The sequence below is a fragment of the Gryllotalpicola sp. CP2-P1 genome (genome assembly GCF_057512245.1).
Map to the genome: position 1 here is coordinate 54,691 of NZ_JBLRDT010000001.1, position 23,828 is coordinate 78,518.

Below are 23,828 nucleotides of genomic sequence, written 5' to 3' on the forward strand. Positions count from 1 at the left end.
ATCAGTGCGGCGCGGACGACAGGTTCGCGCCGCACTGATCGAGCAGGCTCAGGAGGGCCAGTGCAGCCGGCTTCGGACGCCCGCAGAAGTCGACGACAGCCAGGCTCACAGCGCAGGGGAACGTGTCGTGACCCATCCACAGCATGAACCCGCCCGTAGCGGGGAAACGTCGGAGCGCACACTCAAATGCGACGCTGAGCATTCGGGCTTGACGCTGGGCGCTGGTGTCCAACCATTGCTCTACGGGCACGTCGCGATCGCGGGCGTCGAAGCCCGCGAGCCACCAGCCGGACGAGTGCGTCCAGAGTGCCCGGACCCGGTTGTCCTCGAGGCCGTCGGGCAGCAGTCCGAAGGCCTCGAGCAGGTCTGCGCCGCTCGCTCCGGCCACTCCCACCTCCGACCGGAAGAGCGCGTCGTCGGCCGCCCAGTAGGCCGCCCACTGGTCTTCGTCGCCGCTGAACTCCCACGGGCCGTGAACGTCGTGGTGGAGGCCCCGGCCGAACTCGGCGGCGGAGGCCTCGAAGCGCGGGCCGGACGGCGTCGTCGCCACATACCGGGCTCCGGGAGCGAGATCGGCGCACACATCGCCGGCCGCACGAAGCATGGGGTGCTCGATCGTCAAAGGTGGGCCGGGGACGGCGGGCGCCGTCACCCGGGTGAGCTCGTTGCCGCCGCACCACAACGCGAGCGCAGGGTGATGCCCGAGCCTCGTGACGTAGTCGGCGGCGATCCGGCGGAACTCGTCCACGATCGACGCGTCGGACGGAGGCTCGTTGTCGAGCCCGGACGAGCTGAGCGGGAGGTCCTGCCACACGAGCACGCCGAGCCGGTCGCACTCGTCGTAGAACGCCGGACGTTCAGCCCGTGCGCCGCCCCACACGCGGATCAGGTTGAACCCGAGCTCACGGTACGTCTGGACCCGGGCACGGACCTCGGCGTCGCTCACATCCGCGTGGTCCGCGCGCAGCGGGACCCAGTTGACGCCCGCCAGGAAGATCTCCCGGTCGTTGACGACGCACAGCCAGGGATCTGCGTCGGGGACGGCGCCGGGATTCCGTCGCCACTCCAGGGTCCGGAAGCCCACCTGACGGGTCGTCGTCCGCGACCGGCCGTCGGCCCGGACGTCGACGCGGACGGTGTAGAGGGCCTGCTCGGCGGTCGGGTGGACGTGCCACAGCCGCGGCCGGGGGACGGACAGGGTGCGCAGCTCGCCCACCGCGCCCGACTCCGACGCGACGACTGTTCCGGAACCGTCGATCACCGAGACCTCGACGGCCCCGTCGGCGGGGAGCCCGCAGCGATGCAGATCCACCTCCACCACTCCGTCACCCGTGCGATCCACGACGCTGCGCACGAGGGCATCGTCGATGCTCCAGTCCGGTCCCACCCGGAGCCGGATGCCCTCGGCGACGCCGATCTGCACTGTCCGCGGCGTCCAGTCCCACCCGAATGAGAAGCGCGGCTTCCAGTCCCGGATGCGGGAGGTCCAGCCGTTCTGGCCGAGGGCGTCCGGAACCCGGGTGAACACGATCGTGAGCAAGTCGTCGCCGCGACCGAGGCTGTCGGTGATGTCGAAGCGCTGGCGCACGAACGCGTTCGCGAACTCTCCGACGACGGTCTCGCCGATGAGGATAACGCCTTCGCCGTCCAGCATGTCGGCCTCGAGCACGACCCGCTCATCGGCGACGGCGACACGATCCGTTAGCGACGCGGAGGGGATCGCTCGCTCGAACGTCCAGTGGCGGTTCTCGATCCACTCGGAGGCTCGCGAATCCGTTCCGCGATAGGGACTCTGGACGACACCGGCACGCACGAGTGCGCCGCGGACGGAGCCGGGGACCGGGGTCGGGATCGGGCCGATGTCGGCGGTGGACACTTTGGCCCGCTCGGGCGTGAGGCCGAGCAGCCAGTCGTTCTGACGCCATCCGCGCAGGATCCACTCCCCGGAAAGATCGACCGTATCCGCGGAATCCGCCGTCACGCCGTGACCTCGCGATAGACGTACATCTCATGCGTCCCGGAGGGTGCGTCCCAGCCCTGCGCGAACAGGACGTCGCCGTCGTAGCGAACCAAGCCACCCCACGAGAGGGACCCGCCGCGGTTCACCGCCACCTGCCGGAACGGGTCGTCGACGCTGTACAGGGCCTGGGCCGCCGCGAACTCGCCGGACGAGTCGCGGTAGAAGAAGTCGAGGACGATGCTGCCGGAGTCGTCGTGCCCCGTCACGGCGCAGGACACCTCCAGCAGCGATCCGCCGAGCGACGTCAGATCAAGGTAGGGCTGCTGCGTGAACGACCAGTTCACGAGGTCGTCCGATCGGCCGATGTACGGGCTCCCGCCACAACCCTCCGACAGGTACATGAGGTACTGCCCGCCCACGCGGACCGCGCGGCCGCTCAAGTCTCGCGGGATGACAGCGCCCTTGGCCCAGAGCCGAGACACCTCGTAGGGCACGGCGAGCCCGCGCTTCTCCCAGTGCACCAGGTCAGTCGAGGTCGCTACCTTCACATCGCACCCGAGGGAGGCGATCGGATAGCCGGGGGACGGATAGCGCTCCGCTTCCTCGCTGCCGGCCGCCTGCCAGATCCCGTTGTAGAAGAGCACATACCCGTCGTCGGTGCGGTAGACCTTGGGGTCTTCGCAGCTGAGCAGTTCGTCGTCCACTGTCGGGTAGACGATCGGATTGGCTTGGGAGTCGCTCCAGCCGTGCTGCGCGGTGTAAGTGGCCAGGCCGATCCTGCTGGCCGTCGACTCCTTACGTGGAGATGCCCGATAGAACATGTGCAGCGCGTCGCCATCCACGATCAGCGACGGGTTGAAGACGGAGCTCGACGTCCAGTCGATACCCGTTGGGTCCGGCCACTGGCCCTGCGGGCGGAACGTCAGCGACTCGTCGCGCGCGAACGGTCCAATCGTCCAGTTGGGGCGCTGCGGATAACGCCGGGAGAACTGGTCGGTCGAGATGCGATCGGTGAGCGGGTCAGAATGCTCCAGGGCCGTCTCGTAGCTCGCGCGCAGGCCTTCCGATGACAGTCGTTCCATGGACATTCTCCAGTCGGGTTGAGTCGCTTCGGCCGGACCGATAAGCGAGGACAGGGGGAACCTTACGGGCTTCGAACAACGTTGTCCAGAAGCTTGACACTAGTATCTCCTACGCGGCAAGATATGGTGAAACAACGTTGTTCCGGTATTCCCCGATACGGAACCCGACCCCACCGCTCGGGAGGCTTCGAGCGGGACGTGACAAAGGAGTTGCATCATGAAGGCAATCATGCCGACACGGCGGGCGGTGGCGCGCGGCGCCCTAGCCGTGGCCATCACCGGAGCACTCGTCGCTCTGACGGCCTGCTCGGGCACGACGTCCTCGAGCAGCGACTCGAGCGGGAAAGTGAGCGGCACCCTCAACGTCCTGGTCCCCAGCGCCGCCGGGTCTGATGCGGGTTTCAAGGCCGTCAACGCCGCATTCCAGAAGAAGTACCCCGACGCCAAGATCGTCTTCACCACGGTCCCCACGAACAACTGGGCATCCGTCGAGTCCTCCCGCCTGTCAGCGGGGAACGTCGACGTCCTCGTAGCCAGCCCCATCGCAATCCCGTCCTACGTACCGGCCGGCTCGGAGTCGTTCGACGCCAAGGCGGCTGACGCTGGCACGTTCGTCGACCTATCGCACGAGAGCTTCATGAAGAACTGGACACCGACCGTGATCGATGCCCTGAAGTACAAGGGCAAGGACTACAGCGTACCGACCGGGCTCAGCTACTACACCGGCGTGTTCTACAACAAGGACATCTTCGAGAAGAACGGTCTGAAGGTTCCCACCACCTGGTCGGAATTCGTCGCCCTCTGCGACAAGCTGAAGGGCGCAGGGGTGACCCCGCTCGGGATCGGCGGCAAGGACAGCTGGCCGGCGGGTCTCACGATGCTCGCCGCCGTGCAAGGCGCCTACCCCACCCAGTCCGACAAAGCTGACCTCGCCGAGCAGCTGTGGAAGCAGAAGGCGAAGCTCACCGATCCCAAACTCGTGGACATCCTCAACAAGGTCGACACGATGTACGGATACGCCGAGCAGAACTTCGCCGGCGTCGCCTACAGCGACGTCCCGAGCCTATTCGCCAACGGATCGGTCGCCATGACGCCGGACGGCACGTGGAACCAGACGACGATCGACGCTGCGGTCGCCGGCAAGTTCTCGTACGGGTACTTCCCGATCCCGACTAGCGATAACGTAGGGGACAACGCGACCTTGGGTGGCAAGGTCGAGATCCGGTTGTCGGCGACTACCGCGTCGAAGAACAAGACGGCCGCGCTGGCCTATCTCGACTTCTTCTCGCAGCCGGAGAACTACAAGCTCTTCATCGCAGACGCAGGATTCGCTCCTGCGCAGCCGGGCATCGCCTCAACACCATTCCTCGACTCGATCAAGGACTACACGAAGTCGTTCAGCCTCGCCTGGGACAACATCTGGACGGCCAACGCCAACGCAGGACCTGCGGCGAAGTTCCCATTCAACTACGTCGGCGTCGCTCCTCTCGGAACCGATACACCAGACAAGGCAGCTGCCGCAGCGCAGAAAGACTGGTCAGCCGCGTTCTAGGTTTCCCCACGTGTCCGTCCGGGAGCATCGCTCCCGGACGGACCACATGATTCGAGGATTAATGTCCAACTCCTACCCCTTTGGCCGACGAGGCTCGCTGCTGACGACCTTCGGTACGGCGCAGGCGCTCATCATCGTCTTCGCCTTCGTCCCCGCGATCGCGGTCATCGTCATCAGCTTCACCGACATCAGCGGCCTTCCGAACTTTCCCATCAACTGGGTCGGGATTCAGAACTACATCACCTTCTTCTCGGCGGCGCATCTCGGTTATAACCTCAACGCGCTCGGGAACACCCTCGTCTATGCGCTCTCGACCACAGTCATCATCAACGTGCTCGCGCTGGCGTTCGCTCTGCTCTTCAACCAGCGTCTGCGTGGCACCACGTTCTACCGTGCGCTCGTGTTCATGCCGACCGTGCTCGGTGTCACCGTCATCGGGCTGATCTGGTCCCTCGTCTTTAACCCGAGTGGTGGCCCTGCGGCCTCCGTCTGGAAGTTCTTCGGGTCCTCGTCGGCCTTCTTCGGAGACCCCCGTCTGGCGCTGACCCTTGTCATCGCTGTACAGATCTGGTCGGGCATCGGCGTGGCGATGGTGATCTATCTCGCCGGCCTCCAGGCGATCCCCGCTGACCTGTACGAGGTGGCGAGTATCGACGGTGCGACTCCTTGGCAGAAGCTCCGGCACGTCACCTTCCCGCTGCTCGCGCCGTCCGTCACCGCGAACGTGCTGCTGTCGATCATCGGAGCGTTGCAGAGCTACCAGCTCGCGTACGTGCTGACCGGGCCGAGCAACCCGGCCACGCAGCTGCTGTCGCTCGCTATCTTTGCCCAGGGCTTCGGTGGTGGCGTCAGCGGCAGTCAGGGCTACGCAGCGGCCATCTCCGTCGTCCAGTTCGTGATCGTAGGAATCATCTCCCTCGCGGTCATGTGGTACCTCCGCAGAAGGGAGAACCGGCTGTGACTGCTGTCCGCACCCAAGAGACTCGGACGCGGGCTGCCGAGCGCGGCGTTGCCTCCGCTCGGCGTCGGACCGTACGACGCACCCGAGGCATCGCCGGCGGCCCGCGTCAGGCCGTCCGTCGAACTCGCAGACCGGCCGCAGGCCGCGCGATCAATTACTTTCTCGCACTCCTTGTCGCGAGCCTCTATCTCCTTCCTCTGCTCTACCTCCTGAACACCGCGCTCAAGGACGACGCCCAGTTCTTCGCTAACCCGAACGGGCTCGTCACTGTGCCGAACTGGGTGAACTTCCCCGACGCGTGGAATCAGGGCAACTTCGGTGCCTACATGATCAACAGCGTGATCTACGCCGGCGGCGCCGCAGTGATCGGCACCGTCGTCTCGCTCTTCATTGGGTTCCCGCTGGCTCGTGGCTATCTGAAGCGGCCCAGCATATGGAACGTGATGCTGGTGCTCATCCTGTTCCTTCCGAACGCGATCATCACCCAGTTCCAGCTTCTACTGCGGACTGGGCTCTACGACACGCGGATCGGATACGTACTCATCATGTCCGTAGCCGTGGGCATCGGTCCGATCCTGCTGCGGGGCTACGCCAAGTCGATCCCAGTCGAGATCGATGAGGCGGCAGCCCTCGATGGCGTCGGATACCTCCGCTACTTGACGACCTTTGTCATCCCAATGGCGCGTCCCGCGCTCGTGACGGTGTTTATCCTGCAGGCGATTAGCGTGTGGAACGAGATCATCCTCGCGACGGTGCTGCTCCCGGATCCGGATAAGGCACCGGTCACTCTGGGTCTATACGCGTTCCAAGGCCAGTACACCAGCCACTGGGGACTCCTCGCGGCGGCAACGATGATCGTCGCCGGCCCGCTCGTGGCCGCGTACATCTTCCTGCAGCGCTACCTCGTCAGCGGCGTGCTCGGGGGCGCCGTCAAGGGCTGACGGGAGGCGGCGGCGTCAGCGCGCCGCCGCCTCCCGTTCGGAACCGCGCAAGATGAGCTCGACGGGCAAAACTGTCGTCGTGGAGGGGCTTGTGTCGCCGTCGATGCGCGCGAGAAGGCGCTCGGCCGCGAGGCGGCCCATTTCCTCGATTCGCGGTGTCGCGACGGACACGGCGGGGGTACCGAGGCGTGCCGACTCGAAATCATCGAAGCCGATCAGCGGAAGCGCTGTACCTGCTTCTCGAAACGCAAGGACCGATCCGATGCTCGCCCGGTTATTGGCCGCGAAGATCGCGTCCGGCCGCTGCTCGCGCAGCAAGTGTGAGACGATGCCCGCCGCCTCGTCCGCGCTGTGCGCGCCAGTTACGACCAGGTCTTCCTCGAACGCAATCCCTGCGTCCTCAAGCGCCAGACGATAGCCGCGGAGACGCTCCGACATCGTGTACAGCGCGAGCGTGTCGCCGACGAACGCAATCCGCCGAGCGCCCGCTGCGGTGAGCGCAGCCGTTGCAGCGTGAGCACCGCCGGCGTTGTCGGCCAGAATCGTATCGCTCCAAGCGGCGTCGGCAGGACGGTCAATGACCACGAGCGGGGGGACCGGCGGAGTGACATCCGCCCACGACCGACCTGGCTGTGCAGGTGGGACGACGATGAGCCCATCGACCTGCTGCCCGATGAACCGGTCGATGAGGCGGTCGTGGTTCTCCGCGCTCTCCTCCGAGCTCGCGGTAATAAGTAGGTAACCCGCGGCCGCCGCCTTCGTCTCAATAGCGCGGGCGATGGTCGAATAGTAGGGATTGGCGAGGTCGCTGATAACCAGGCCTATCATCCGACTTGACCGGCCGGGACGGATACTCGCAGCGGCGAGGTTTCTCCGGTAGCCGAGGAGCGCAATCGCATCCCGAATGCGCTTGGCGAGCTCCGGGTTAATGTTCTTCTCGCCGTTGACGTACCGTGAGACCGTCTTGAGCGCGACGCCGGCCTCTTGAGCGACATCGTTCATCGTCGGCGGCCGGCTCATTCCGTCCCCATCCGTCCTCTGTAATGTCGGAAGTGCGCGGCCGGTGTGGGCCGCGCACTCCGATTCTATGGGCGTACCCGCAGTTTGCCCGGTACGCTCTGTTGTTGTCATGCGGTTATCGGATCACCGATGCCCACCGCCCGCTATCTGCTGCCGCTAGTGCGGCGTCGTACAGGCGGTGGGTGCGTGCCGCCTCCTGTGGAGTTGCGGCACCGAAGCGGTCACCCAGCTCGCCGGAGCGCTCTGCCAGGTAGACCGCCCACATCTGCAAGATGGCGTCGGAGAATCCGGTCTCGAAGATGCCGCCAGTGACGGTTGGCCACACCGATTGGCTCCCGGCTTCGACGGCTGTCCAGCCCTGTTCACGCCCCACGCCTGGCACGTCGGCGACGCTCAGCACCTCGACGCGCTTCGGGTTGGAGGTCGCGAAACGGACACCGCCGGTCTTCCCGATCACCTCGAACACCCACGTATTCTTGTTGCCCGGTGCGATCCGCTTGGTCTCGACCGTGAGCGGGAAACGGCCGTTGACATCGTCGACCCACCCCCACACTGTCGCGTTCTCCCACGTATCGCACTCCTCCAGTTCGCCCGTGGGGCCAGGCCTCTGCGGAACGAGGTTCTGGAGTACGGCCGTCAGCGACTCAGGCTCCCAACCCAGCCGCAGCGGGACATGCCACGCGTGCATGCCAAGATCGTTCATGACGCCCGCTTCGCCGCAGTACTTCGCCTGCCGCTTCCAGTTGATCGGTTTGCTCTCGTCGAGATCGCTGGAGTGCAGGAAGGCGCTCCTGACCTCGATGATCGGGCCGGCTGCGCCGGAGCGCACATAGTCGATCGCGCGCTGCGCGCCGGGGAAGAACGGCATCTCACTCGAGCATCGGACGAAGCTCTCGGGGTGCTCGGCCAATGCGCGGAGTATCGCATCGGACGCCTCCGTGTCGATTCCGAACGGCTTCTCCGCGAGCAGATCCTTTCCCGCGCGGATGACATCCGTGTAGATCTGCTCGTGCAGATCGTGGCGCACGGCCACGTAGACCACGTCCACGTCGGGGTTCGCGAGCAGCTCGGCGTAGTCGGTCGTTGTCTGGGTGACGGTGTCGATCTGATCGAACCAGGACAGCGCGGCGGGATTGATGTCGCACACGGCCGTCAGGCGCGGGCGCACGGGATGGTCCACGAGTGCCGGCCAGCGCTGGATGGCCGCGGCGATCTCGCGCCCCATCAGGCCGCCCCCGATGATTCCGATCCCCACGTTCTGCGCGGTCATCGGACGACCTCCCCGAGCGTCGCGAGAGCGGAGTCGACCGAGGCGCCCTCGTGGAGGATCCGCATGAGCGCGGCGGTGATGCCGGCCGGGTTCGGGTGCTGGACGATATTCCGTCCATACACGATGCCCGACGCGCCGGCATCAAGGACGCGTGCGGTGCGCTCGAGCAGAGTGCGGTCGTCGACGCGGCCACCGCCGCGGACCAATACCGGGATGCCGTCGGCGACTTCGATCACGCGAGAGTACACGGACAGATCATCCGCGGGATCGGCCTTGATCAGGTCCGCCCCGAGCTCGACGGCCTGGCGGACCAGCGTGACGATCTTGTCGATGTCGCCGTCGACCGAATACCCGCCTGCGTGCGAGTTGTCCTGCATGACGAGGGGCTCGATCATCAGCGGCATCCCATAGCGGGTGGCCTCCTCGCGCAGAGCCATGATCGAGCGGATGTTGGCCTCCCGGATCTCCGGGTGACCCGGCAGCTGCATGAGATTCACGCAGACGGCCACGGCGTCGAGGCGAACGGCCTCCTCGATCGCATTCGGCACGTGATGGCTGAAGATGTGCGTGTCCAGGGGATTGCCGTAGACGTTGGCGACATCTGTCCGCATCACCAGCGACGGCTTGTCCTTGCCCGGGCGCGCCTGCAGTTTGCGCGCCTGACCCAAAGTTAGCTGGATCGCGTCCGGCGCAGCTCCGACCAAGACGTTGATGACGTGCGACATGCTCTCGATGCCGTCAATGAAGCTCGCCTCCCCAAAAAAGCCATGGTCGACGGCGACGTCGAGCGCGCGCCCGGAGACGGGGTTGAACAAGCGGTTCAAACGGTAGGGCGTCACTGCGAAAACTCCTTCATCACCTGCCCGGGGCTTTCCCGAGGCTCACGACATGTGACAGAGTAATGCGCAGAAACAACGTTGTCTATCTTGTCGTGAAAGGAGTCCGCGTGCGCAGGGTTGCGATCGCAGGACATATCTGTGTGGACCTGAGTCCTGGTCTATCGGGACCCGCCGTGGTCGAGCCGGGAGGCCTCGTCGACGTCGGTCCGCTCTCAATCGGGGTGGGTGGGTGCGTGGCGAACACGGCACGGGCAATGACCCGCCTCGGCCACCCGGTCGTGGTCTACGCGACCGTCGGCGACGATGATCTCGGCGCCGTCGTGCGCCGCGAGCTGGCCGACTCCGACCTCATCGACGCGCGCGTGCGGGTTGCTCCGTTCGCGACTTCGTACTCACTCGTCATCGAGCAGCCCGACGTCGACCGGGTCTTCTGGCATCACCCCGGTGCCAACGCCGCTGTGAGCGGATCAGACATCGTCCTTGACGACCTTGATCTTTTGCACGTCGGGTACCCTTCCCTGCTCCCTCGGCTGATTTCAGACGGCGGCACCGCGCTCTCGGCGCTGCTAGGGGCGGCGAAGGCGGCCGACGTGACGACGTCCGTCGACCTCGCCGTCGTCGACCGCGCTTCGGCTGCCGGCTCCGTGAACTGGCGCGCGCTGCTGCGTTCAGTCGCCCCCGGAATCGACATCCTCACGCCGAGCCTCGATGACCTCACATCCGCGTACGGCCTTCCGCGCGCTAACGATCTCGACGTGGCCGAACAACTCGCCGACGAACTCATCTCGTGGGGGGTCGGCGTCGTTGCAGTCTCGTGCGGATCGCTCGGCGTCGCCCTGCGCACCTCCGGCACCGAGCGGCTCCGCGACGCCGGGCGCGCGCTTGCTCCGCTCGCCGATCAGTGGGCGGAGACCGCGCTGCGCGGGCCGATCACCCCGCTGGCGTCGCTCCGGACGACCAACGGCGCAGGCGACGCCTCAACCGCCGGCTTCCTGTACACCGTCTCCATGGGTGCGGGCCCGGCGGCGGCGCTCCAAACGGCGGCGTCGAGCTCTGCAGCTCATATCTCAGCGATACCCGCCGCCGAGACGGTTTTCGACGCGGACGCCCACCGGCCCTGGGTTCTCGAAACCAACCGCCCGCCGGCGCGCTTCTACCGGGGAGGGGCGAAGATCGCCGCCTTCCGCGGGATGCCGGATGCGCCTGAATACACGTCCGAGGATTGGGTCGCGTCCACCGTGGCTGTCCGTGGGCAGGAGCAGCATGGGCGTACCGTGCTCGCAAACGGCCGGTCACTGGACGAAGCAATCCGGTCCGCCCCGCGCGAGTGGCTCGGCTACGGCCATGTGGACCGATTTGGCGCCGACCCCAAGCTCCTCGTGAAACTCCTCGATGCCGGCCAACGGCTCCCGGCACACGTACACCCCGATGCCGAGTTCGCGCAACATGCGGTCGACGCCGCCCACGGCAAGGCCGAGGCATGGCACATCTTGGAGGGCGGCAGCATATACCTCGGGTTCACCGAGGATGTGGACCGCGAGCGACTGGGGGAGTTGGTCGCTTCCCAGGACACCAGCACGCTGCTCGGGATGATGCACACCGTCGACGTCGCCGCAGGCGATCGGGTCTTCGTGCCGCCCCGACTCGTCCATGCGATCGGAGAGGGCATCCTGCTCGTCGAGGTGCAAGAGCCCGAGGACCTCTCGATCCTCCTCGAATGGCAGGGCTTCGCGATCGACGGCGAGCGGGACGGACACCTCGGCGTGGGCTTCGATCGAGCCCTGAACGCAGTCGATCGGAGCGCCCTGGCCGCGCCAGAACTGGCGCACTTGGTCCGACGAGCCAGCGACACGGCCACCGGACTGCCGAGCGGCGCCGACGCCTACTTCCGGCTTGACGCTCAGGATGTGCACGGCCAAGTGGATCTGGGTGAGGGCTTCGCCGTGCTCGTCATCACGGCCGGCGCGGTGACACTCGTCTCGTTCGGCAACGCCGACCTCCCGCTGCGCTCCGGTGACACCGTTCTGGTCCCTGCCGGCGTACGGCGCCCGTGCCTCCACGGCGCGGGCAAGGTGCTGGTGGCGAGGCCACCGAAATGAGCGGCACACCGTCGCCGGCCGAGCTCCGAGAGCAGGGGCTCCTCGCCCACGACACAGCCGTGGCGAACGTCGTCGAGCGCCTCGGCCTCCCGGGCTCGGCCGACCAGGCCCGGGTGCTCGACGCGGCCGTAGCCGGCGGGCTCCGCTTCGACGTACTCCCCGCGCGCGGGTTCGACATCGGGCGAACGGAGTTCGCCGGCCTCCCACTCGGGTGGGTCTCTCCCGTCGCCGATGCGAGACCGCTCGACCGGCCCACGGGCAACGCCTGGATCGACCGTTTCACGGGCGGCCTCGTGGCCACGTGCGGTCTCCTCCACATCGGAGGTGCAGAAGATACCCACCCCCTGCACGGCGATATCGGGCACCGACCGGCGTCAAACGTCCAGGTCGAGCCAGCGCGAGGCCGATCTCTTGTTCGGCTGAGAGCGGACATTGACGCGGCGTCCGTGTTCGGCCCATCCGTTCGGTTGGAACGGACGATCACGAGCGGGTTGCGTGACAACGGTGCGGCATTCCTGCGTATTGCGGATCGTGCGGTCAACACGGGATCCGTCCCGGTGCCCGTCCGGATCCTGTACCACGTGAATCTCGGGGCTCCTGCGGTCCTCCCGAGGACCCGCGTGGCCGTGGAAGCGCGGCGGCACCTCTTCCGCGAGCCGGTCGCCGAGGCGCCCGAGTGGAGCCGGATGCCCAACCCGACCTCCGTCGTCACCGAGGCGGTCGTACTGCACGACGAGCCGGCCCAATCGCCCGACGGATGGAGCACCTGCACCGTCAGCGGAGGCCGGTTCGAGGTTGAGGTGACGTGGCGCGCGGACACACTCCCGTACCTCCACCAGTGGATCCTCCCCACACGGGGCCGGTGGGCGTTAGGTATCGAACCGTCGTCACACCCGATGTTCGGCGTGGACGTAGCACCACCGGATGACGCTCTCGCGCCCGGCGATGACCGTGCATATGAGCTGGTCATCGCCGTGCGCGACGCGGCCTGAGATCAGACCGGGACGGACAGCCATTCCCAGGCGCCCGAAGCGAGCTGGACGTCGACGGTCGTCCCTGCGCCGGTGAAGAGGATCGTCGCGTGCTGCGGCACATCGGTGCCGTTGTAGGCGACGAACCGGCCGGGTGCCCCGGCCCGACCGGGATCCGGATCTGCGTTCAACACCATGACCTGCGGGTTGTCGGACACGGCAAGCGCATCCCAGAGAAGGTGCGCCCAATACAGCCAGCCCGCTCCGTAGATCTCCTGCCCGATGGAACCGCCCGAGCGTGTGCCGTCCAGCATTGGGATTTCCTCAAACGGAATGTGAGGCAGGGCAAATGCGTCCGGTTCTGACCCGAACGCGGGCAGGAATCCGACATTCACGCGGCGTGCGCGGTCGAGTACGCGTAGAAGACCGCGCGGGTCGCGCTCGCGGTCCACGACGCTCGCCAGGCGCACCGCTACCTCGACATCCTCGAAGAACGCAGGATAGACGATGCCCGTGCATGCCTGGAACATGCCGATCCGAGCGCCGCGCTCCACGTGGACCGGAAGCGGGTCGTCATACCAATACATGGCGCGGAGGGTCTGCGCCAGGAAATACTCGCGCAGCTCGACCCACTCGCCGGCGGGCTCTCGGCGCGCGAACTCGTCCGCGGCTACCATCGCGTGCGCCGCGAGAACCGCCTCCTGCGGAACGTCGTCGATGTGCAGATTGGCCAAGGCGCGCAGCGCACGCCTAGCCTCCTGGCTGTAACGCTCGGGATCATGCTCGGATGCTGCGAGGCTCGTCATGAGCATTGCGTATGTCCCGGCGGATCCGGCGTTGCCTCCCGGTCCGAGCTTGAGGAGTGCCCTCTTGTCGAATGAGAGCGGGAAGTTGTATCCGACGCGGTGTGCCAAGGGGATGAGCACGGCCTCGATCTCGGTGAGGATCCGCTCGCGGAGCTCCGATTCTCCGTAGAGGTACCACGTGTCGGCGAGCAGATAGACGTACTGCCACGTGCCCATCTCTGTCTGCGCATCGTGGAGGCCGGAGAGGATGCGGGATCGTGGATCGGCGGCCTCCCGCGCGGCGAAGTCGTCGAGCCTATCGGTAAGCGCGGCGAACCTTGGCCCCGCAGAACTCGCGCGAAGGCGCTGCAGCGGCCGGAGCAGCCAGAGGGCGGCGTCGAGGCACGGCCCATCGCCGTTCCAGGTCTCGCCCTTGGCGGCGAACGCGGCGGACCAGGCATCGGAGCGTGCGTCGACGTACGCGAGCAGGTAGTCGCCGAGATCATCGCTGCGCCACGCGAGACCGTTGCTCATGAGCTCGCCGGCCGCGCTCGCTGCGGCATCCGCCCAAGCGCGCGGAGAGCCCTGCCACTCATCGGTCGGGGTATCCACCAGCCGCAGACAGTCCGAAACCAACTGCCGAAGGGCGTCCTGCTCGGTGGGGGAGACGCCCGCGAGGTCGTCACGCCGGCGGGCGGCGACGTACCAGCGGAGCACCTGGCGTCCTGCCGGGAAGCTTCGCAGCCGCGCCGGCGCCGTGCCGATAAAGCCGAACTCCGCAGATGGACTCGGGCGGAACGACCGGACGACGCCGCACGTGTACTCGTAGAGGCGGAGTGCGGAGTCCTCCGCGAACCAGGTGGATACGCCGAGGTCGACGAACAGCTCGAGCTCGCAGCGGCGGTACGGGTCGAAGTAGTACGCGGCGGGAAAGTCGTTCCCCGCCGCGCTCCGGTTCCAGGTCGATGGCCCGGAGACATTCGTCGTGAACCAGAAGTGATTTCCACGCTCGTAGGGCGGGAGGACCCCTAGATCGAGCTGGATGCCCGGCTGCGGCGCACTATGTCCGATATCGAAACCGTCGGATTCGATGGACAGCTCGAACGCCAACCACCCGGCGGTAGCCTCCACGACAAGGCGCCAGACGAAGGGGCGGTTCGTACCGACCCCGCTCAGATTCGCCGTCGCACCCGCGACGGTGTGCGAATGGGTCGTCAGCGCGAAGGCCTCTCCAGAGAGGAGCGGCGAAGGCACGGTCGCCGACGACCATTCGCCATCGGTCGACTTGACGTCGACAGAGATCGTCGTCTCTTCGGCGTTGGGGGAGAGGGCGACCCGGAAATCGCCGGTCGATGACGTGATGTGCATGAGAGTCTCCGCTGAGGTGAACAACGTTGTTTGATCTGCTGGCGTTCCTGCTCGCCAATGTGGCGTGAATCGCTTTACCCGCTTGATGTCCGGGAGCGCGTGGCCCATGCTAGTACAGGAAACAACGTTATCTCAACGAGGAGGAACGACGTGGGTAATGCATTCAGTCGGCGGACATTCATGGTGGGAGCCGCCTCCACCGCCGCGCTCGGCGTCGTGGCGGCACAGCGGCCTCTGGCTGCATATGCGACGACGACGTCGGTCAGTTTCGATGACTACGACCTTCACCGATACGGCCACCTGAGCTGGCAGCTCCTGACCGCGCGCTCGGTCGATGCGTCGGGACACGTGACCGGTTTCACCTACGGCTCTGGAACTGGTCCGGGCCAGCGCCCAGACCAGCACGGCGTGACCTGGCCGGTGCCCTCGTACTATGACGCGACCCTCGGCAGCGGAGGCTATGCCGCGGTGGCAGCGTGGCCGATGCAGGCCCTGGCGCTTTACGCGGTCGCGAAGTCCGGTTGGGAGACCAACGGGTGGAACGTCTATCAGGACATGGCTGAAGGGGCAGCCTGCGTCGACGACGCGGCGCGTGCCGCGATTGCTCTCGCCACCGACTACCTCCGCAATGGCACGGTCGCGTCGCTGACCGCAGCGAAAGCACTCCTTACTTTTACCTGCCACCTCATCACGATGGAAGGCAGGGTATACAACTTCGCCTGGCTCGACGCCCCCTCAATTTATGCGTGGGATCCTGCGGTGCAAGGCCAGAACGCTCACTACATGTACCGCACAGAGTTCAACCGGCGAACCGCCTACCCGGCCGCGCCGGGAGGCGGTCGCGCGCTGTGGATGCAGTCGGCGCCCGGCCCGTGCGACCCCGCGGATACGGCGATCATCACGAGCGGAGGAGCCCCCGTCCCGGCCCCTCCCTTTATCTCCCACCCGGCCTACTCGATCTACATGGACGACCTTGTCGCGACCAACGGCAGCGACGTGGCGGCGGTCTACAACGGCCCGCTCTATTCCGATGCGACGAGCGGGCCGACGTCATACTTGTCGAACATCAAGAAAGATTGGACCACCAGCACCCACAACCTCGGTGCCAAGGATGCGCGCCAGCTCTGGGCGCTCGCGATGGGCCTGCAGATGATGCAGAAGGTCAAGGCGACCAGCCCGGGCGGAGTGTTCGGCAGCGACGACGCGTATTTCGCGGCGTTCTTGGAGAACCACCTCAATCGAGTCCTCACGAACTGCCTCCAGTACGACATGGGAACCCTCGACACGAGGCTGGCAAGCTTCTTCCTCACCGGACTGAGCGAGTACTTCCGCATCCGCTGGATCGGGGCCGGATACGGGACATACTCGGCGCTGGCAACGACCACCACTGGCTATGACGGGCCGCCGACCCAGTCCGCCGTGTACGCGAAGATCGATCAAGCCATCAACCGCGTGATCGCCACCCAATTCGTCGGCTCGTCAGGTGACTGGCGGAATGGCATCTTCATTGACGATGCCGCCAGCGGAAACTGGCAGGCGTGGGGCCAGGTCCAGATGTATGCCCTGGCCCGGGCGTACAGGCTCAAGCGCGACCTGGGACAGACAGACGCCGCCCTGGGCAGCTTTCTTGACATCATCAGCTACTCCGCCGACAACTTCTACGGCATGCAGGCTTACCATTACGCCGACACCACAGGGAACAACCGGCGCACGCGCGAGCGGATCCCCAGCATCACGGGTTGGGCCGCGAAGTTCCACACGAACGACACGCAGATCGTCTACCACAATTCATCGATCGTGGCCGGGCTCATCGAACTCGCCAAAGCATGGGAGCAGTCCGGGCGCACAACGGCTACCACCCGACGGGATGCCTACCTCGAACAGGCGCGGGCTGCCGCCTCGTGGTTCATCGGGAACAACTCGCTCGTCGACAACAGCCCCAACGTCACGTGGCCCATGTGGGCTGCCAAGACCGCCGACTCATCATCCACGCCGGGCGGCTCCGGGGCATTCCTCGACCAAATCGCAGTGAGCCCCGTTCTTTCCGGCGGTGTGTGCACGACAACAACGCCCGCGCGCAAGGCGGATGCGGGCGGCGAGTCGACAGCCGAGGGGCTCTGGGCAATGGTCCTCATCAAAGACGCGATCACGACGTACGGGTTGTCGCCGGTCTACTCCTTCGACTTGTAACCCCGTTGGCTGTTCGAGCAACTGCGCCGGCTCCTGGCGAAAGCCGCTGCTTGGATTCACGAAGATCCTCGATTGAGGAGGCCGCCCACGCAGCGAACCCCAAGCTGCTCAGGCGGGTGCGGGCTGACGGGCGTGCCACGGCACGGCCGCTCGGGGGTACTTTTGGGGGTCTTTTCGTGCCTAAGAGCCCCGAATCAACGCGTATCACGCCGTAACAGCTGGTACGCTCCAATCAAGTAAATTGCTGATCCGGCTGGAAAACAGACTTTCGCGATGGGGCCAACACGTAGGGCCTGGAACTTTCAGTTGTTCTTGGTTCGAGTCCAGGTACCCCAGCACTGAATTGAGACAGTGCAAGAGCCCTCGCGATGCGGGGGTTTTCTTGTCTTCCGGGGCGCTTGTTTCCGCTCGCGCACCAATTCTCCAATACGACGCCGACACCGACTGCCCCCAGACCACATCGCTGTTCAGGGGGTGCGCCGGGTTGGCTGATGTGCTGGTCACATGAGAAAAGGCGACAACGGCGACGGCGTGTCGCACAGAGTGCCCGAAAGCTCAGCTCGCTTGTTGCCAGGCGCTGAGCGCCTGCAGTACCAGGTGGAGTGCGGCCGGGTGCGCGGCCGCCACGAGGAGGGCCACTGCGATGATGTCGCAGCGGCCGATGTCGCCTGTCAGGCGCACTCGGGTTCGCTTGTTTTTGACGGTGAGCTGGAGCCGCAGTGGAAGCCTGCGGCGCTTAACGGGGTGACATGCACTCCCTATGCGCGGCAGATCGCCTTGGCTGTGAGTTGCGCTCGTTAGCGCGGTTGGGCGTCTGGCCGCCGCGACTCGGAGGCGGGCCGCAGCTTGGCCGGCGCGTGTTTCGCCCGGTGCCCGATAGCGCTTGAACCATCACGCACCCAACCAGGCCGCTCCCGTATGATGGTCCTGGCACCCGAGCTTTCGGGTGCCACCGCCATGTGGGAACCAATGTGGGAACCGCGGTTGGGCGACCAGCCACGATCCCAGTGTTTTCAAGGCATCGCCGATGTAGTTCAATGGCAGAACTTCTGCTTCCCAAGCAGACAGCGCGGGTTCGATTCCCGTCATCGGCTCCACGATCCGAAGGCGTTTAGCACCACCAGGCCGCCGCCGTCAGCCCTTGAGGCATCCAGCAACAGCGGGCAACCTGGAATCACCATGGACGAGCGCGAGGATCACCGACAGATCGTCTCCCTGTGCGAGCACGTGCAGACCGAATGGCTGCGCGCCCGCGCCGAGAGCCTCGGCGGCCGCGTCTGGAGCGACGGGCCGCTCACCTGGGTCGACGGGCCCGACGGCCTCATTCTGGTGTTCCCCGAGACCATCGACCCCTCCGCCCTCGAGCGCAGCATCGAGCAGGCCCGCAACGAGGAGCGCGAGCTGGTCGGCGCGTGGGTCGACAACGAGATGGATGCCTCCGCCCTCGCCGCCGCCGGATTCGAACGCGGCTGGGCGCCGTGGTGGCTCGCGGCCGATCTCGCGGGCATCGACGCGCCGGCCGATCCGCGCGTGCACGTCGGGGTCGACCTCGAGGACGTGCGCGACGAGCAGGGCCACAACGGCTACGACCGCATGCTCGGGCTCGCGCGGGCGCAGCCCGAGCGGGCGTTCTACGCCGGCATCCGCATCGACGGCGTGCTCGCGGGCCACGCGTGGTCGTTCGTCGACGGCGACGTCGCCGGCATCTTCGATCTCGACGTGTGGCCGCCCTTCCGGCGCCGCGGCTTCGGCGCCGCGCTGCTGCACGCCGTTGCGCCCGCACCGTGGGCTGCACGAGCCCGCAGGACGCGATCATCTACCGCGCGCAGGGCTTCAACCGGGTCGGCATGAGCTCGACCTGGTGGCGGCACCTCTGACGGACTACTGCAGCCGGCGGCCGCCCGGCGTCGCGATCCGCAGCCAGCGGAAGCCGTAGCCCTCGAGCGGCAGGGTGACCCGGCCGCCGTCGCCGAGCTCGAGGCCGTGGTCGTCGAGCAGATCGGCCAGGCGCGTTCCCTGCGGCACCCAGTCGAGCTCGAGCTCGACCTCGAGCTCGTCGGCGCTGAAGTTGTGGATCGTGACCATGCCGGAGTCGTCCCACCGGTTCACGAGCACGAGCACGGCCGGGTTCGGGTGGTCGACGACGGTCGCCTCGCCCCAGCCGAGCTCTGGGCACTCGCGGTAGCGGTGGGTGAGGCGCGTGATGAACGCAAGCAGCGAGTCCGGGTCGGTGCGCTGCGCCTCGACGTTCACGTTCTCCGGCCCGAACTCGCCGGGCACGACGGGGGCGACCAGCTGCGAGGCATCCGCGTTCGAGAATCCTCCGTTCGGCGACGAGCCGCTCCACTGCATGGGCGCCCGCACGGCGAGGCGCCCCGGCGCGTCGAGGTTCTCGCCCATGCCGATCTCTTCGCCGTAGAACAGCACGGGGGTGCCGGGCAGCGCGAACAGCAGGCTGTAGACCATCCGGATGCGCGCCTGATCGCCGCCGAGCATCGGGGGCAGCCGGCGCCGCAGCCCGCGGCCGTACGCCTGCATGCGCTCCTCGGGCCCGAAGGCGGCGAAGACCTCCTCGCGCTCGGCATCCGTCAGCTTGTCGAGCGTCAGCTCGTCGTGATTGCGCACGAAGTTCGCCCACTGGCTGTCGGCGATGAGCTTCGGCCGGCCGATCAGCGCCTGGCGCAGCGGCTCCGAGCTCTGCCGTGCGAGCGCGAGGTACATGGCCTGCATGCCGACGAAGTCGAACTGCATGTTGAGCTCGTCGGCGTCGTCGCCGCCGAAGTACTCGACCTGCTCCTTCCGGTCGAGGTTCACCTCGCCGAGCAGCAGGGCGTCGCCCTGGCGGCGCGACAGGAACGCCCGCAGCGCCCGCAGATAGCTGTGCAGCTCGCCCGCGCTCGCGTTCGGGTCCTCGCCGCTCAGCAGGAACGGAACCGCGTCGACGCGGAACCCCGAGATGCCGAGCTGCAGCCAGAACCCGGCGAGCTTCGCGATCTCGTCGCGCACGCGCGGGTTCGTGAGGTTGAGGTCGGGCTCGCGCGTGTAGAACTGGTGCCGGAAGTACTCGCCGGTCTTCTCGTCGCGGTCCCACACGCCGTCTTCGTCGCCGGGGAAGGCGCTGTCCTGCGGGCTCTGGGGCGGGCAGTCGGTGCGCCAGATGTAGAAGTCGCGGAACGGCGACTGCGTGCTCTCGCGGGATTTCTGAAACCAGGGATGCCGGTCAGAGGTGTGCTGCACGACGAGGTCGATCACGACGCGAATGCCCCGGTCGCGGGCGACCCGCACCATCTCGACGAAGTCGCCGAGCGAGCCGAGCCGCTCGTCGACGGCGTAGAAGTCGATCGGGTCGTAGCCGTCGTCGACGCCGCCCGACGGGTGCACCGGCATCAGCCACAGGCAGGTCACACCGAGGCTCGCGAGGTAGTCGATCCGCTGCGCGAGGCCCGGGAAGTCGCCGACGCCGTCGTCGTTCCAGTCGAGGAAGGTCTTCACGTCGAGGCAGTAGACGATCGCGGTCTTCCACCACAGGTCGCCCGTGTCCGTGATCTTCACGCGATGCCGGTACCCCGGCCGGCCGGGTGCTACTCCGGCACGACCCGCAGCGTCGCGCCGACGGAGGGCCCTTCGACCATCGGCTGACGGAACTCGGCGGGCTGGGCGGCGTACTTCGCGTTGTAGGCATCCGTCACCGCCTGGTTCTTGATCTCGTTCACCGGCTCGAAGGTGACCTCGCGCGACACCTCGCCCGCGGTGAACGCAGCGCGCCCGGTCTCGCGCACGTGCCGGTACCAGCGCGCCCCGGTGCCGTGCACCGAGCGCACGAACACCTCGCTGCCGTCGGTGACGGCCCAGATGGTGACGGCCGGCAGGGGCGTGCCGTCGCCCGCGAGCGGGGCGAGCTGCACCTCCTCGACCTGGCCGATGGCGCGCACTTCCTCAGGGGTCCATTCGCTCATGTCGCCAGTGTCACGCAGCCGCCGCCCGCCCGCGACCCCATGTACAGGCATCCGCTCGCCCGTTTAGCCTGCAGCTATGACGGACAGCGCGGTTCCCAGCTACGAACTCAACGACGGCACGACGATCCCGGTGATCGGGCTCGGCACCTACGGGCTGAACGGCGCCGCGGGCGCGGAAGCGATCGCGGGGGCGATCGGCCTCGGCTACCGGCTGATCGACACGGCGTATTCGTACGGCAACGAGGATGCCGTCGGCGAAGGCATCCGGCGCTCGGGAATCGACCCGGCCGAGCTCGTCGTGACGAGCAAGGTGCCGAACGGGCAGCACGGGCGCGACCGCACGCTGCGGGCGTTCGACGAGTCGATGCGGCGGCTCGGGCTCGATCAGCTCGGCCTGTACCTGATCCACTGGCCCGAGCCGCAGAACCACCTCTACGTCGAGACGTGGAAGGCGCTCGTCGAGCTCAAGGAGCAGGGGCGCGTGCGCTCGATCGGCGTCTCGAACTTCGACGCAGGGCAGATCGACGAGGTCGTGGATGCCACGGGCGTCACCCCGGCTGTGAACCAGGTGCCGGTCGACCTGCTGCACCAGAACCGGGCCGCGCGCGAGACGGACGGGCTGCGCGGCATCGTCACCGAGAGCTACAGCCCCCTGAAGAACGCCGACCGCGTCGCCGGGCACGAGTATTTCCGGCAGATCACGGCGGACCACGGTGTCACGAAGAACCAGCTCGTGCTGCGCTGGCACGTGCAGGTCGGGCTGCTGCCGATTCCCCGCTCGCGGTCGCTCGAGCACCAGCGTGAGAACTTCGACATCTTCGGCTTCCGGCTCTCGTCGGAGGAGATCGGGCGCCTGGAGGCCATCGCCTGACGAGGTAGTTTTCACTAGGTGAGCGATACCGCGGCGATCCCCTCGCTTCCTCGGCGCTTCGCCGCGCTGCGGAACCGCGACTCGCGCCCGTACCTGTTCACCTCGGGGCTGTCGATGATGGCCGACAACACCGAGCACGTGATCACCTACTGGGTGCTGTGGCAGACGTTCCACTCGCCGGCGCTCGTCGGCTTCCAGATCATCAGCCACTGGCTGCCGTTCCTGCTGCTGTCGGTCTGGTCGGGCACGCTCGCCGAGAAGTACGACTGCCGCCGCCTGATCCAGGCGGCGCAGGGGCTCTTCATGCTCGTCTCTGCGGTGTGGGGTGTGCTCTTCCTCACCGACAGCCTGACGGTCTGGGCGGCCTGCATCCTGCTCGTGCTGCACGGCACCGCGGGCTCGCTCTGGGGGCCGGCCGAGCAGCTCATGCTGCACGACTTCGTCGACCGGCACGAGCTGCCGAGCGCGGTGCGCATGAACGCCACGTTCCAGAGCCTCGGCATCCTGTTCGGGCCCGTCGTCGGCTCTGCGCTGCTGCTCTGGCTCGGGCCGACGGGCGGCATCTTCGTGAACGTGCTGCTGTACCTGCCGATGACGGTGCTGATGTTCCGCACGAGGTTCACCGGGCACACCAGGGATGCCGCGCACGGCGCCGCCGACGTCGCGGTGAAGCCGCAGGTGGGCTGGCGCGACACGGCGCGGGTGCTGCGCAGCATCCGCTCGAATCACCTGATCATCGCCATGATCATCATCTCGGGCCTGACCGCGGTCACGATCGGGAACGCGCTGCAGTCGTCGATGCCGGTGTTCGCGGCGCGGCTCGGGGCGGGGTCGTCGGGCGACCTGACCTACGGCGTGCTGCTGTTCGCGATGGGCTTCGGGGGCGTGGTGGGCGGATTCCTGCTCGAGGCGACCGGCGTCATCAGGCCGACCCTGCGCGCCGCGGTGCTGTCGACGGTCGTCTTCGGCGGGGCGATCCTGGCGTTCGCGCTGACCGGCAGCTATGCGCTCGCGATCGTCGCACTGGTGGTCGCGGGCGCGGGCGAGATCGCCTCGCTGTCGATCACGCAGAGCGTCGTGCAGCTCGAGGCGCCCGCCGGCGAGCGCGGCCGTACCCTCGGCGTCTACGGCATGTTCTCCTCCGGGCTGCGCACCGGGGGCGGCGTCACGCTCGGGGTGCTCGGCGCCGCGATCGGCGTGACCCAGGCGATCGGCGTCTTCGCGGCCGTGCTGGCCGTGGGCGCCCTCGTGGCGTGGTGGTACGCGGCGCGGCGGCCGGGGCGTGCGAGCCGCGGCGAGACGACGCTCGATGCCGGAGTCGCGCCGTGAATCCGACAGTTCCGGTCGTCTCGGGCGGGCCGGTCATCGCCGTGGAAGACCCGAGGGCGGCCGACGTGCTCGAGCTGCTCGCGGAGCACCTGCGTGACATGCACGCCACATCGCCCGCCGAGAGCGTGCACGCCCTCGACCCCGACGCGCTCGCGCACCCGAGCATCACCTTCTGGGCCGCGCGCGACGCGGCGACCGGCGAGCTGCTCGGCGTCGGCGCCCTCAAGCAGCACCCCGGCGGTCTCGGCGAGCTGAAGTCGATGCGCACGGCGGCCGCGGCGCGAGGGCGCGGCGTGGCGAGTGCGATGCTCGGCGTTGTCGTGACCGAGGCGCGCCGGCGAGGCATCCGCGAGCTCAAGCTCGAAACGGGGGCGGAGGACTACTTCGCGCCCGCGCGTGCGCTGTATGCGAAGCACGGATTCCTGCCCTGCGCCCCCTTCGCCGACTACACCGACGACCCGAACAGCGTCTTCTTCGCGCTCGAGCTGTAGGCGCAGCCCTCAGCGTCTGCGCCGCCCGCGCGTGATGTCGGGCAGCAGCGCCCGCACCGAGCGGGCGCGCACCGCGCTGCGCCACACCCCGAAGCCGTAGGCGAGGTCGTCGAGCCGTCGCGCCAGGATGAAGCGCGCCGGGT

General features: G+C 67.2%; 18 protein-coding genes and 1 tRNA gene. 11 read left to right on the forward strand and 8 right to left on the reverse strand.

Translation table 11 applies throughout. From position 1 onward, the window contains the following. Position 1: 1 nt before the first annotated feature. Both ACM2XV_RS00215 and ACM2XV_RS00220 read right to left on the reverse strand, forming a co-directional pair. Positions 2-1,981 carry a glycosyl hydrolase 2 galactose-binding domain-containing protein gene (locus ACM2XV_RS00215; protein ID WP_487025566.1) on the reverse strand — a complete coding sequence of 660 codons (1,980 nt, stop codon included), beginning with the start codon at positions 1,979-1,981 and terminating at the stop codon, positions 2-4. After that, positions 1,978-3,042 carry a glycoside hydrolase family 130 protein gene (locus tag ACM2XV_RS00220; protein WP_487025567.1) on the reverse strand — a complete coding sequence of 355 codons (1,065 nt, stop codon included), beginning with the start codon at positions 3,040-3,042 and terminating at the stop codon, positions 1,978-1,980. Before ACM2XV_RS00220 ends, ACM2XV_RS00215 begins: the two co-directional genes overlap by 4 nt. Positions 3,043-3,259: 217 nt before the next feature. Between ACM2XV_RS00220 and ACM2XV_RS00225 the strand changes: the two genes are divergently transcribed. The 3 genes from ACM2XV_RS00225 to ACM2XV_RS00235 all read left to right on the forward strand — a co-directional run bounded on the left by ACM2XV_RS00225 (position 3,260) and on the right by ACM2XV_RS00235 (position 6,496). Continuing rightward, positions 3,260-4,594: an ABC transporter substrate-binding protein gene (locus ACM2XV_RS00225; RefSeq protein WP_487025568.1), complete on the forward strand. Its 1,335-nt coding sequence runs from the start codon at positions 3,260-3,262 to the stop codon at positions 4,592-4,594. Between the two features lie 61 nt (positions 4,595-4,655). After that, positions 4,656-5,555, forward strand: a complete 900-nt coding sequence (locus ACM2XV_RS00230; RefSeq protein ID WP_487025569.1) for a carbohydrate ABC transporter permease — start codon at positions 4,656-4,658, stop codon at positions 5,553-5,555. Continuing rightward, complete coding sequence (locus tag ACM2XV_RS00235; RefSeq protein WP_487025570.1) at positions 5,552-6,496, forward strand: carbohydrate ABC transporter permease; 945 nt, start codon at positions 5,552-5,554, stop codon at positions 6,494-6,496. The genes ACM2XV_RS00230 and ACM2XV_RS00235 overlap by 4 nt, the downstream gene beginning before the upstream one ends. Before the next feature lie 15 nt (positions 6,497-6,511). On the opposite strand, the gene ACM2XV_RS00240 is transcribed toward ACM2XV_RS00235, so the two are convergent. The 3 genes from ACM2XV_RS00240 to ACM2XV_RS00250 all read right to left on the reverse strand — a co-directional run bounded on the left by ACM2XV_RS00240 (position 6,512) and on the right by ACM2XV_RS00250 (position 9,625). Then, positions 6,512-7,516 (reverse strand): LacI family DNA-binding transcriptional regulator, encoded by a 1,005-nt coding sequence (locus ACM2XV_RS00240; RefSeq protein WP_487025571.1) that lies wholly within the window; start codon positions 7,514-7,516, stop codon positions 6,512-6,514. 115 nt (positions 7,517-7,631) lie between these two features. After that, complete coding sequence (locus ACM2XV_RS00245; RefSeq protein ID WP_487025572.1) at positions 7,632-8,786, reverse strand: Gfo/Idh/MocA family protein; 1,155 nt, start codon at positions 8,784-8,786, stop codon at positions 7,632-7,634. Next, the gene (locus ACM2XV_RS00250) at positions 8,783-9,625 is read right to left on the reverse strand and encodes a class I fructose-bisphosphate aldolase (RefSeq protein WP_487025573.1); all 843 of its coding nucleotides are present in this window, start codon (positions 9,623-9,625) and stop codon (positions 8,783-8,785) included. The genes ACM2XV_RS00245 and ACM2XV_RS00250 overlap by 4 nt, the downstream gene beginning before the upstream one ends. A 62-nt stretch (positions 9,626-9,687) precedes the next feature. On the opposite strand from ACM2XV_RS00250, the gene ACM2XV_RS00255 reads away from it, so the two are divergent. Together ACM2XV_RS00255 and ACM2XV_RS00260 are read left to right on the forward strand one after the other, a co-directional pair. Then, the gene (locus tag ACM2XV_RS00255; RefSeq protein WP_487025574.1) at positions 9,688-11,724 is read left to right on the forward strand and encodes a PfkB family carbohydrate kinase; all 2,037 of its coding nucleotides are present in this window, start codon (positions 9,688-9,690) and stop codon (positions 11,722-11,724) included. Beyond that, positions 11,721-12,716, forward strand: a complete 996-nt coding sequence (locus tag ACM2XV_RS00260) for a DUF4432 family protein (protein WP_487025575.1) — start codon at positions 11,721-11,723, stop codon at positions 12,714-12,716. The genes ACM2XV_RS00255 and ACM2XV_RS00260 overlap by 4 nt, the downstream gene beginning before the upstream one ends. 2 nt (positions 12,717-12,718) lie before the next feature. Here the strand turns inward: ACM2XV_RS00260 and ACM2XV_RS00265 are convergent, their stop codons facing one another. Beyond that, positions 12,719-14,848, reverse strand: coding sequence for a hypothetical protein (locus ACM2XV_RS00265; protein ID WP_487025576.1), 2,130 nt, complete (start codon positions 14,846-14,848; stop codon positions 12,719-12,721). Between the two features lie 150 nt (positions 14,849-14,998). On the opposite strand from ACM2XV_RS00265, the gene ACM2XV_RS00270 reads away from it, so the two are divergent. The 3 genes from ACM2XV_RS00270 to ACM2XV_RS00280 all read left to right on the forward strand — a co-directional run bounded on the left by ACM2XV_RS00270 (position 14,999) and on the right by ACM2XV_RS00280 (position 18,889). Continuing rightward, positions 14,999-17,038 carry a hypothetical protein gene (locus ACM2XV_RS00270; RefSeq protein WP_487025577.1) on the forward strand — a complete coding sequence of 680 codons (2,040 nt, stop codon included), beginning with the start codon at positions 14,999-15,001 and terminating at the stop codon, positions 17,036-17,038. Positions 17,039-18,061: 1,023 nt separating this feature from the next. Further along, a tRNA-Gly gene (locus tag ACM2XV_RS00275) sits at positions 18,062-18,135 on the forward strand. 82 nt (positions 18,136-18,217) lie between these two features. Further along, complete coding sequence (locus tag ACM2XV_RS00280; RefSeq protein WP_487025578.1) at positions 18,218-18,889, forward strand: GNAT family N-acetyltransferase; 672 nt, start codon at positions 18,218-18,220, stop codon at positions 18,887-18,889. A 30-nt stretch (positions 18,890-18,919) separates the two neighbouring features. Here ACM2XV_RS00280 and ACM2XV_RS00285 read toward each other — a convergent pair whose 3' ends face one another. Beyond that, positions 18,920-20,590, reverse strand: a complete 1,671-nt coding sequence (locus tag ACM2XV_RS00285) for an alpha-amylase family protein (protein ID WP_344776109.1) — start codon at positions 20,588-20,590, stop codon at positions 18,920-18,922. Positions 20,591-20,619: 29 nt separating this feature from the next. Next, positions 20,620-20,994, reverse strand: a complete 375-nt coding sequence (locus tag ACM2XV_RS00290) for a DUF2255 family protein (protein WP_487025579.1) — start codon at positions 20,992-20,994, stop codon at positions 20,620-20,622. 76 nt (positions 20,995-21,070) lie between these two features. Here ACM2XV_RS00290 and ACM2XV_RS00295 point away from each other — a divergent pair, with 76 nt between their 5' ends. The 3 genes from ACM2XV_RS00295 to ACM2XV_RS00305 are packed head-to-tail and all read left to right on the forward strand — an operon-like array spanning position 21,071 to position 23,685. Further along, the gene (locus ACM2XV_RS00295; protein WP_487025580.1) at positions 21,071-21,865 is read left to right on the forward strand and encodes an aldo/keto reductase; all 795 of its coding nucleotides are present in this window, start codon (positions 21,071-21,073) and stop codon (positions 21,863-21,865) included. 18 nt (positions 21,866-21,883) lie between these two features. Next, positions 21,884-23,194: an MFS transporter gene (locus tag ACM2XV_RS00300; RefSeq protein WP_487025581.1), complete on the forward strand. Its 1,311-nt coding sequence runs from the start codon at positions 21,884-21,886 to the stop codon at positions 23,192-23,194. Continuing rightward, the gene (locus ACM2XV_RS00305) at positions 23,191-23,685 is read left to right on the forward strand and encodes a GNAT family N-acetyltransferase (protein ID WP_487025582.1); all 495 of its coding nucleotides are present in this window, start codon (positions 23,191-23,193) and stop codon (positions 23,683-23,685) included. Before ACM2XV_RS00300 ends, ACM2XV_RS00305 begins: the two co-directional genes overlap by 4 nt. The last annotated feature ends 143 nt before the right edge of the window (positions 23,686-23,828 follow it).

Excerpts from the sequence above, each read along its gene's own strand:
- ACM2XV_RS00225 (WP_487025568.1), top strand. The coding sequence starts at position 3,260 with ATGAAGGCAATCATGCCGACACGGCGGGCGGTGGCGCGCGGCGCCCTA.
- ACM2XV_RS00240 (WP_487025571.1), bottom strand. The coding sequence starts at position 7,516 with ATGAGCCGGCCGCCGACGATGAACGATGTCGCTCAAGAGGCCGGCGTC.
- ACM2XV_RS00280 (WP_487025578.1), top strand. The coding sequence starts at position 18,218 with ATGGACGAGCGCGAGGATCACCGACAGATCGTCTCCCTGTGCGAGCAC.
- ACM2XV_RS00220 (WP_487025567.1), bottom strand. The coding sequence starts at position 3,042 with ATGGAACGACTGTCATCGGAAGGCCTGCGCGCGAGCTACGAGACGGCC.
- ACM2XV_RS00295 (WP_487025580.1), top strand. The coding sequence starts at position 21,071 with ATGACGGACAGCGCGGTTCCCAGCTACGAACTCAACGACGGCACGACG.
- ACM2XV_RS00265 (WP_487025576.1), bottom strand. The coding sequence starts at position 14,848 with ATGCACATCACGTCATCGACCGGCGATTTCCGGGTCGCCCTCTCCCCC.
- ACM2XV_RS00290 (WP_487025579.1), bottom strand. The coding sequence starts at position 20,994 with ATGAGCGAATGGACCCCTGAGGAAGTGCGCGCCATCGGCCAGGTCGAG.
- ACM2XV_RS00230 (WP_487025569.1), top strand. The coding sequence starts at position 4,656 with ATGTCCAACTCCTACCCCTTTGGCCGACGAGGCTCGCTGCTGACGACC.
- ACM2XV_RS00245 (WP_487025572.1), bottom strand. The coding sequence starts at position 8,786 with ATGACCGCGCAGAACGTGGGGATCGGAATCATCGGGGGCGGCCTGATG.
- ACM2XV_RS00260 (WP_487025575.1), top strand. The coding sequence starts at position 11,721 with ATGAGCGGCACACCGTCGCCGGCCGAGCTCCGAGAGCAGGGGCTCCTC.
- ACM2XV_RS00255 (WP_487025574.1), top strand. The coding sequence starts at position 9,688 with ATGCGCAGAAACAACGTTGTCTATCTTGTCGTGAAAGGAGTCCGCGTG.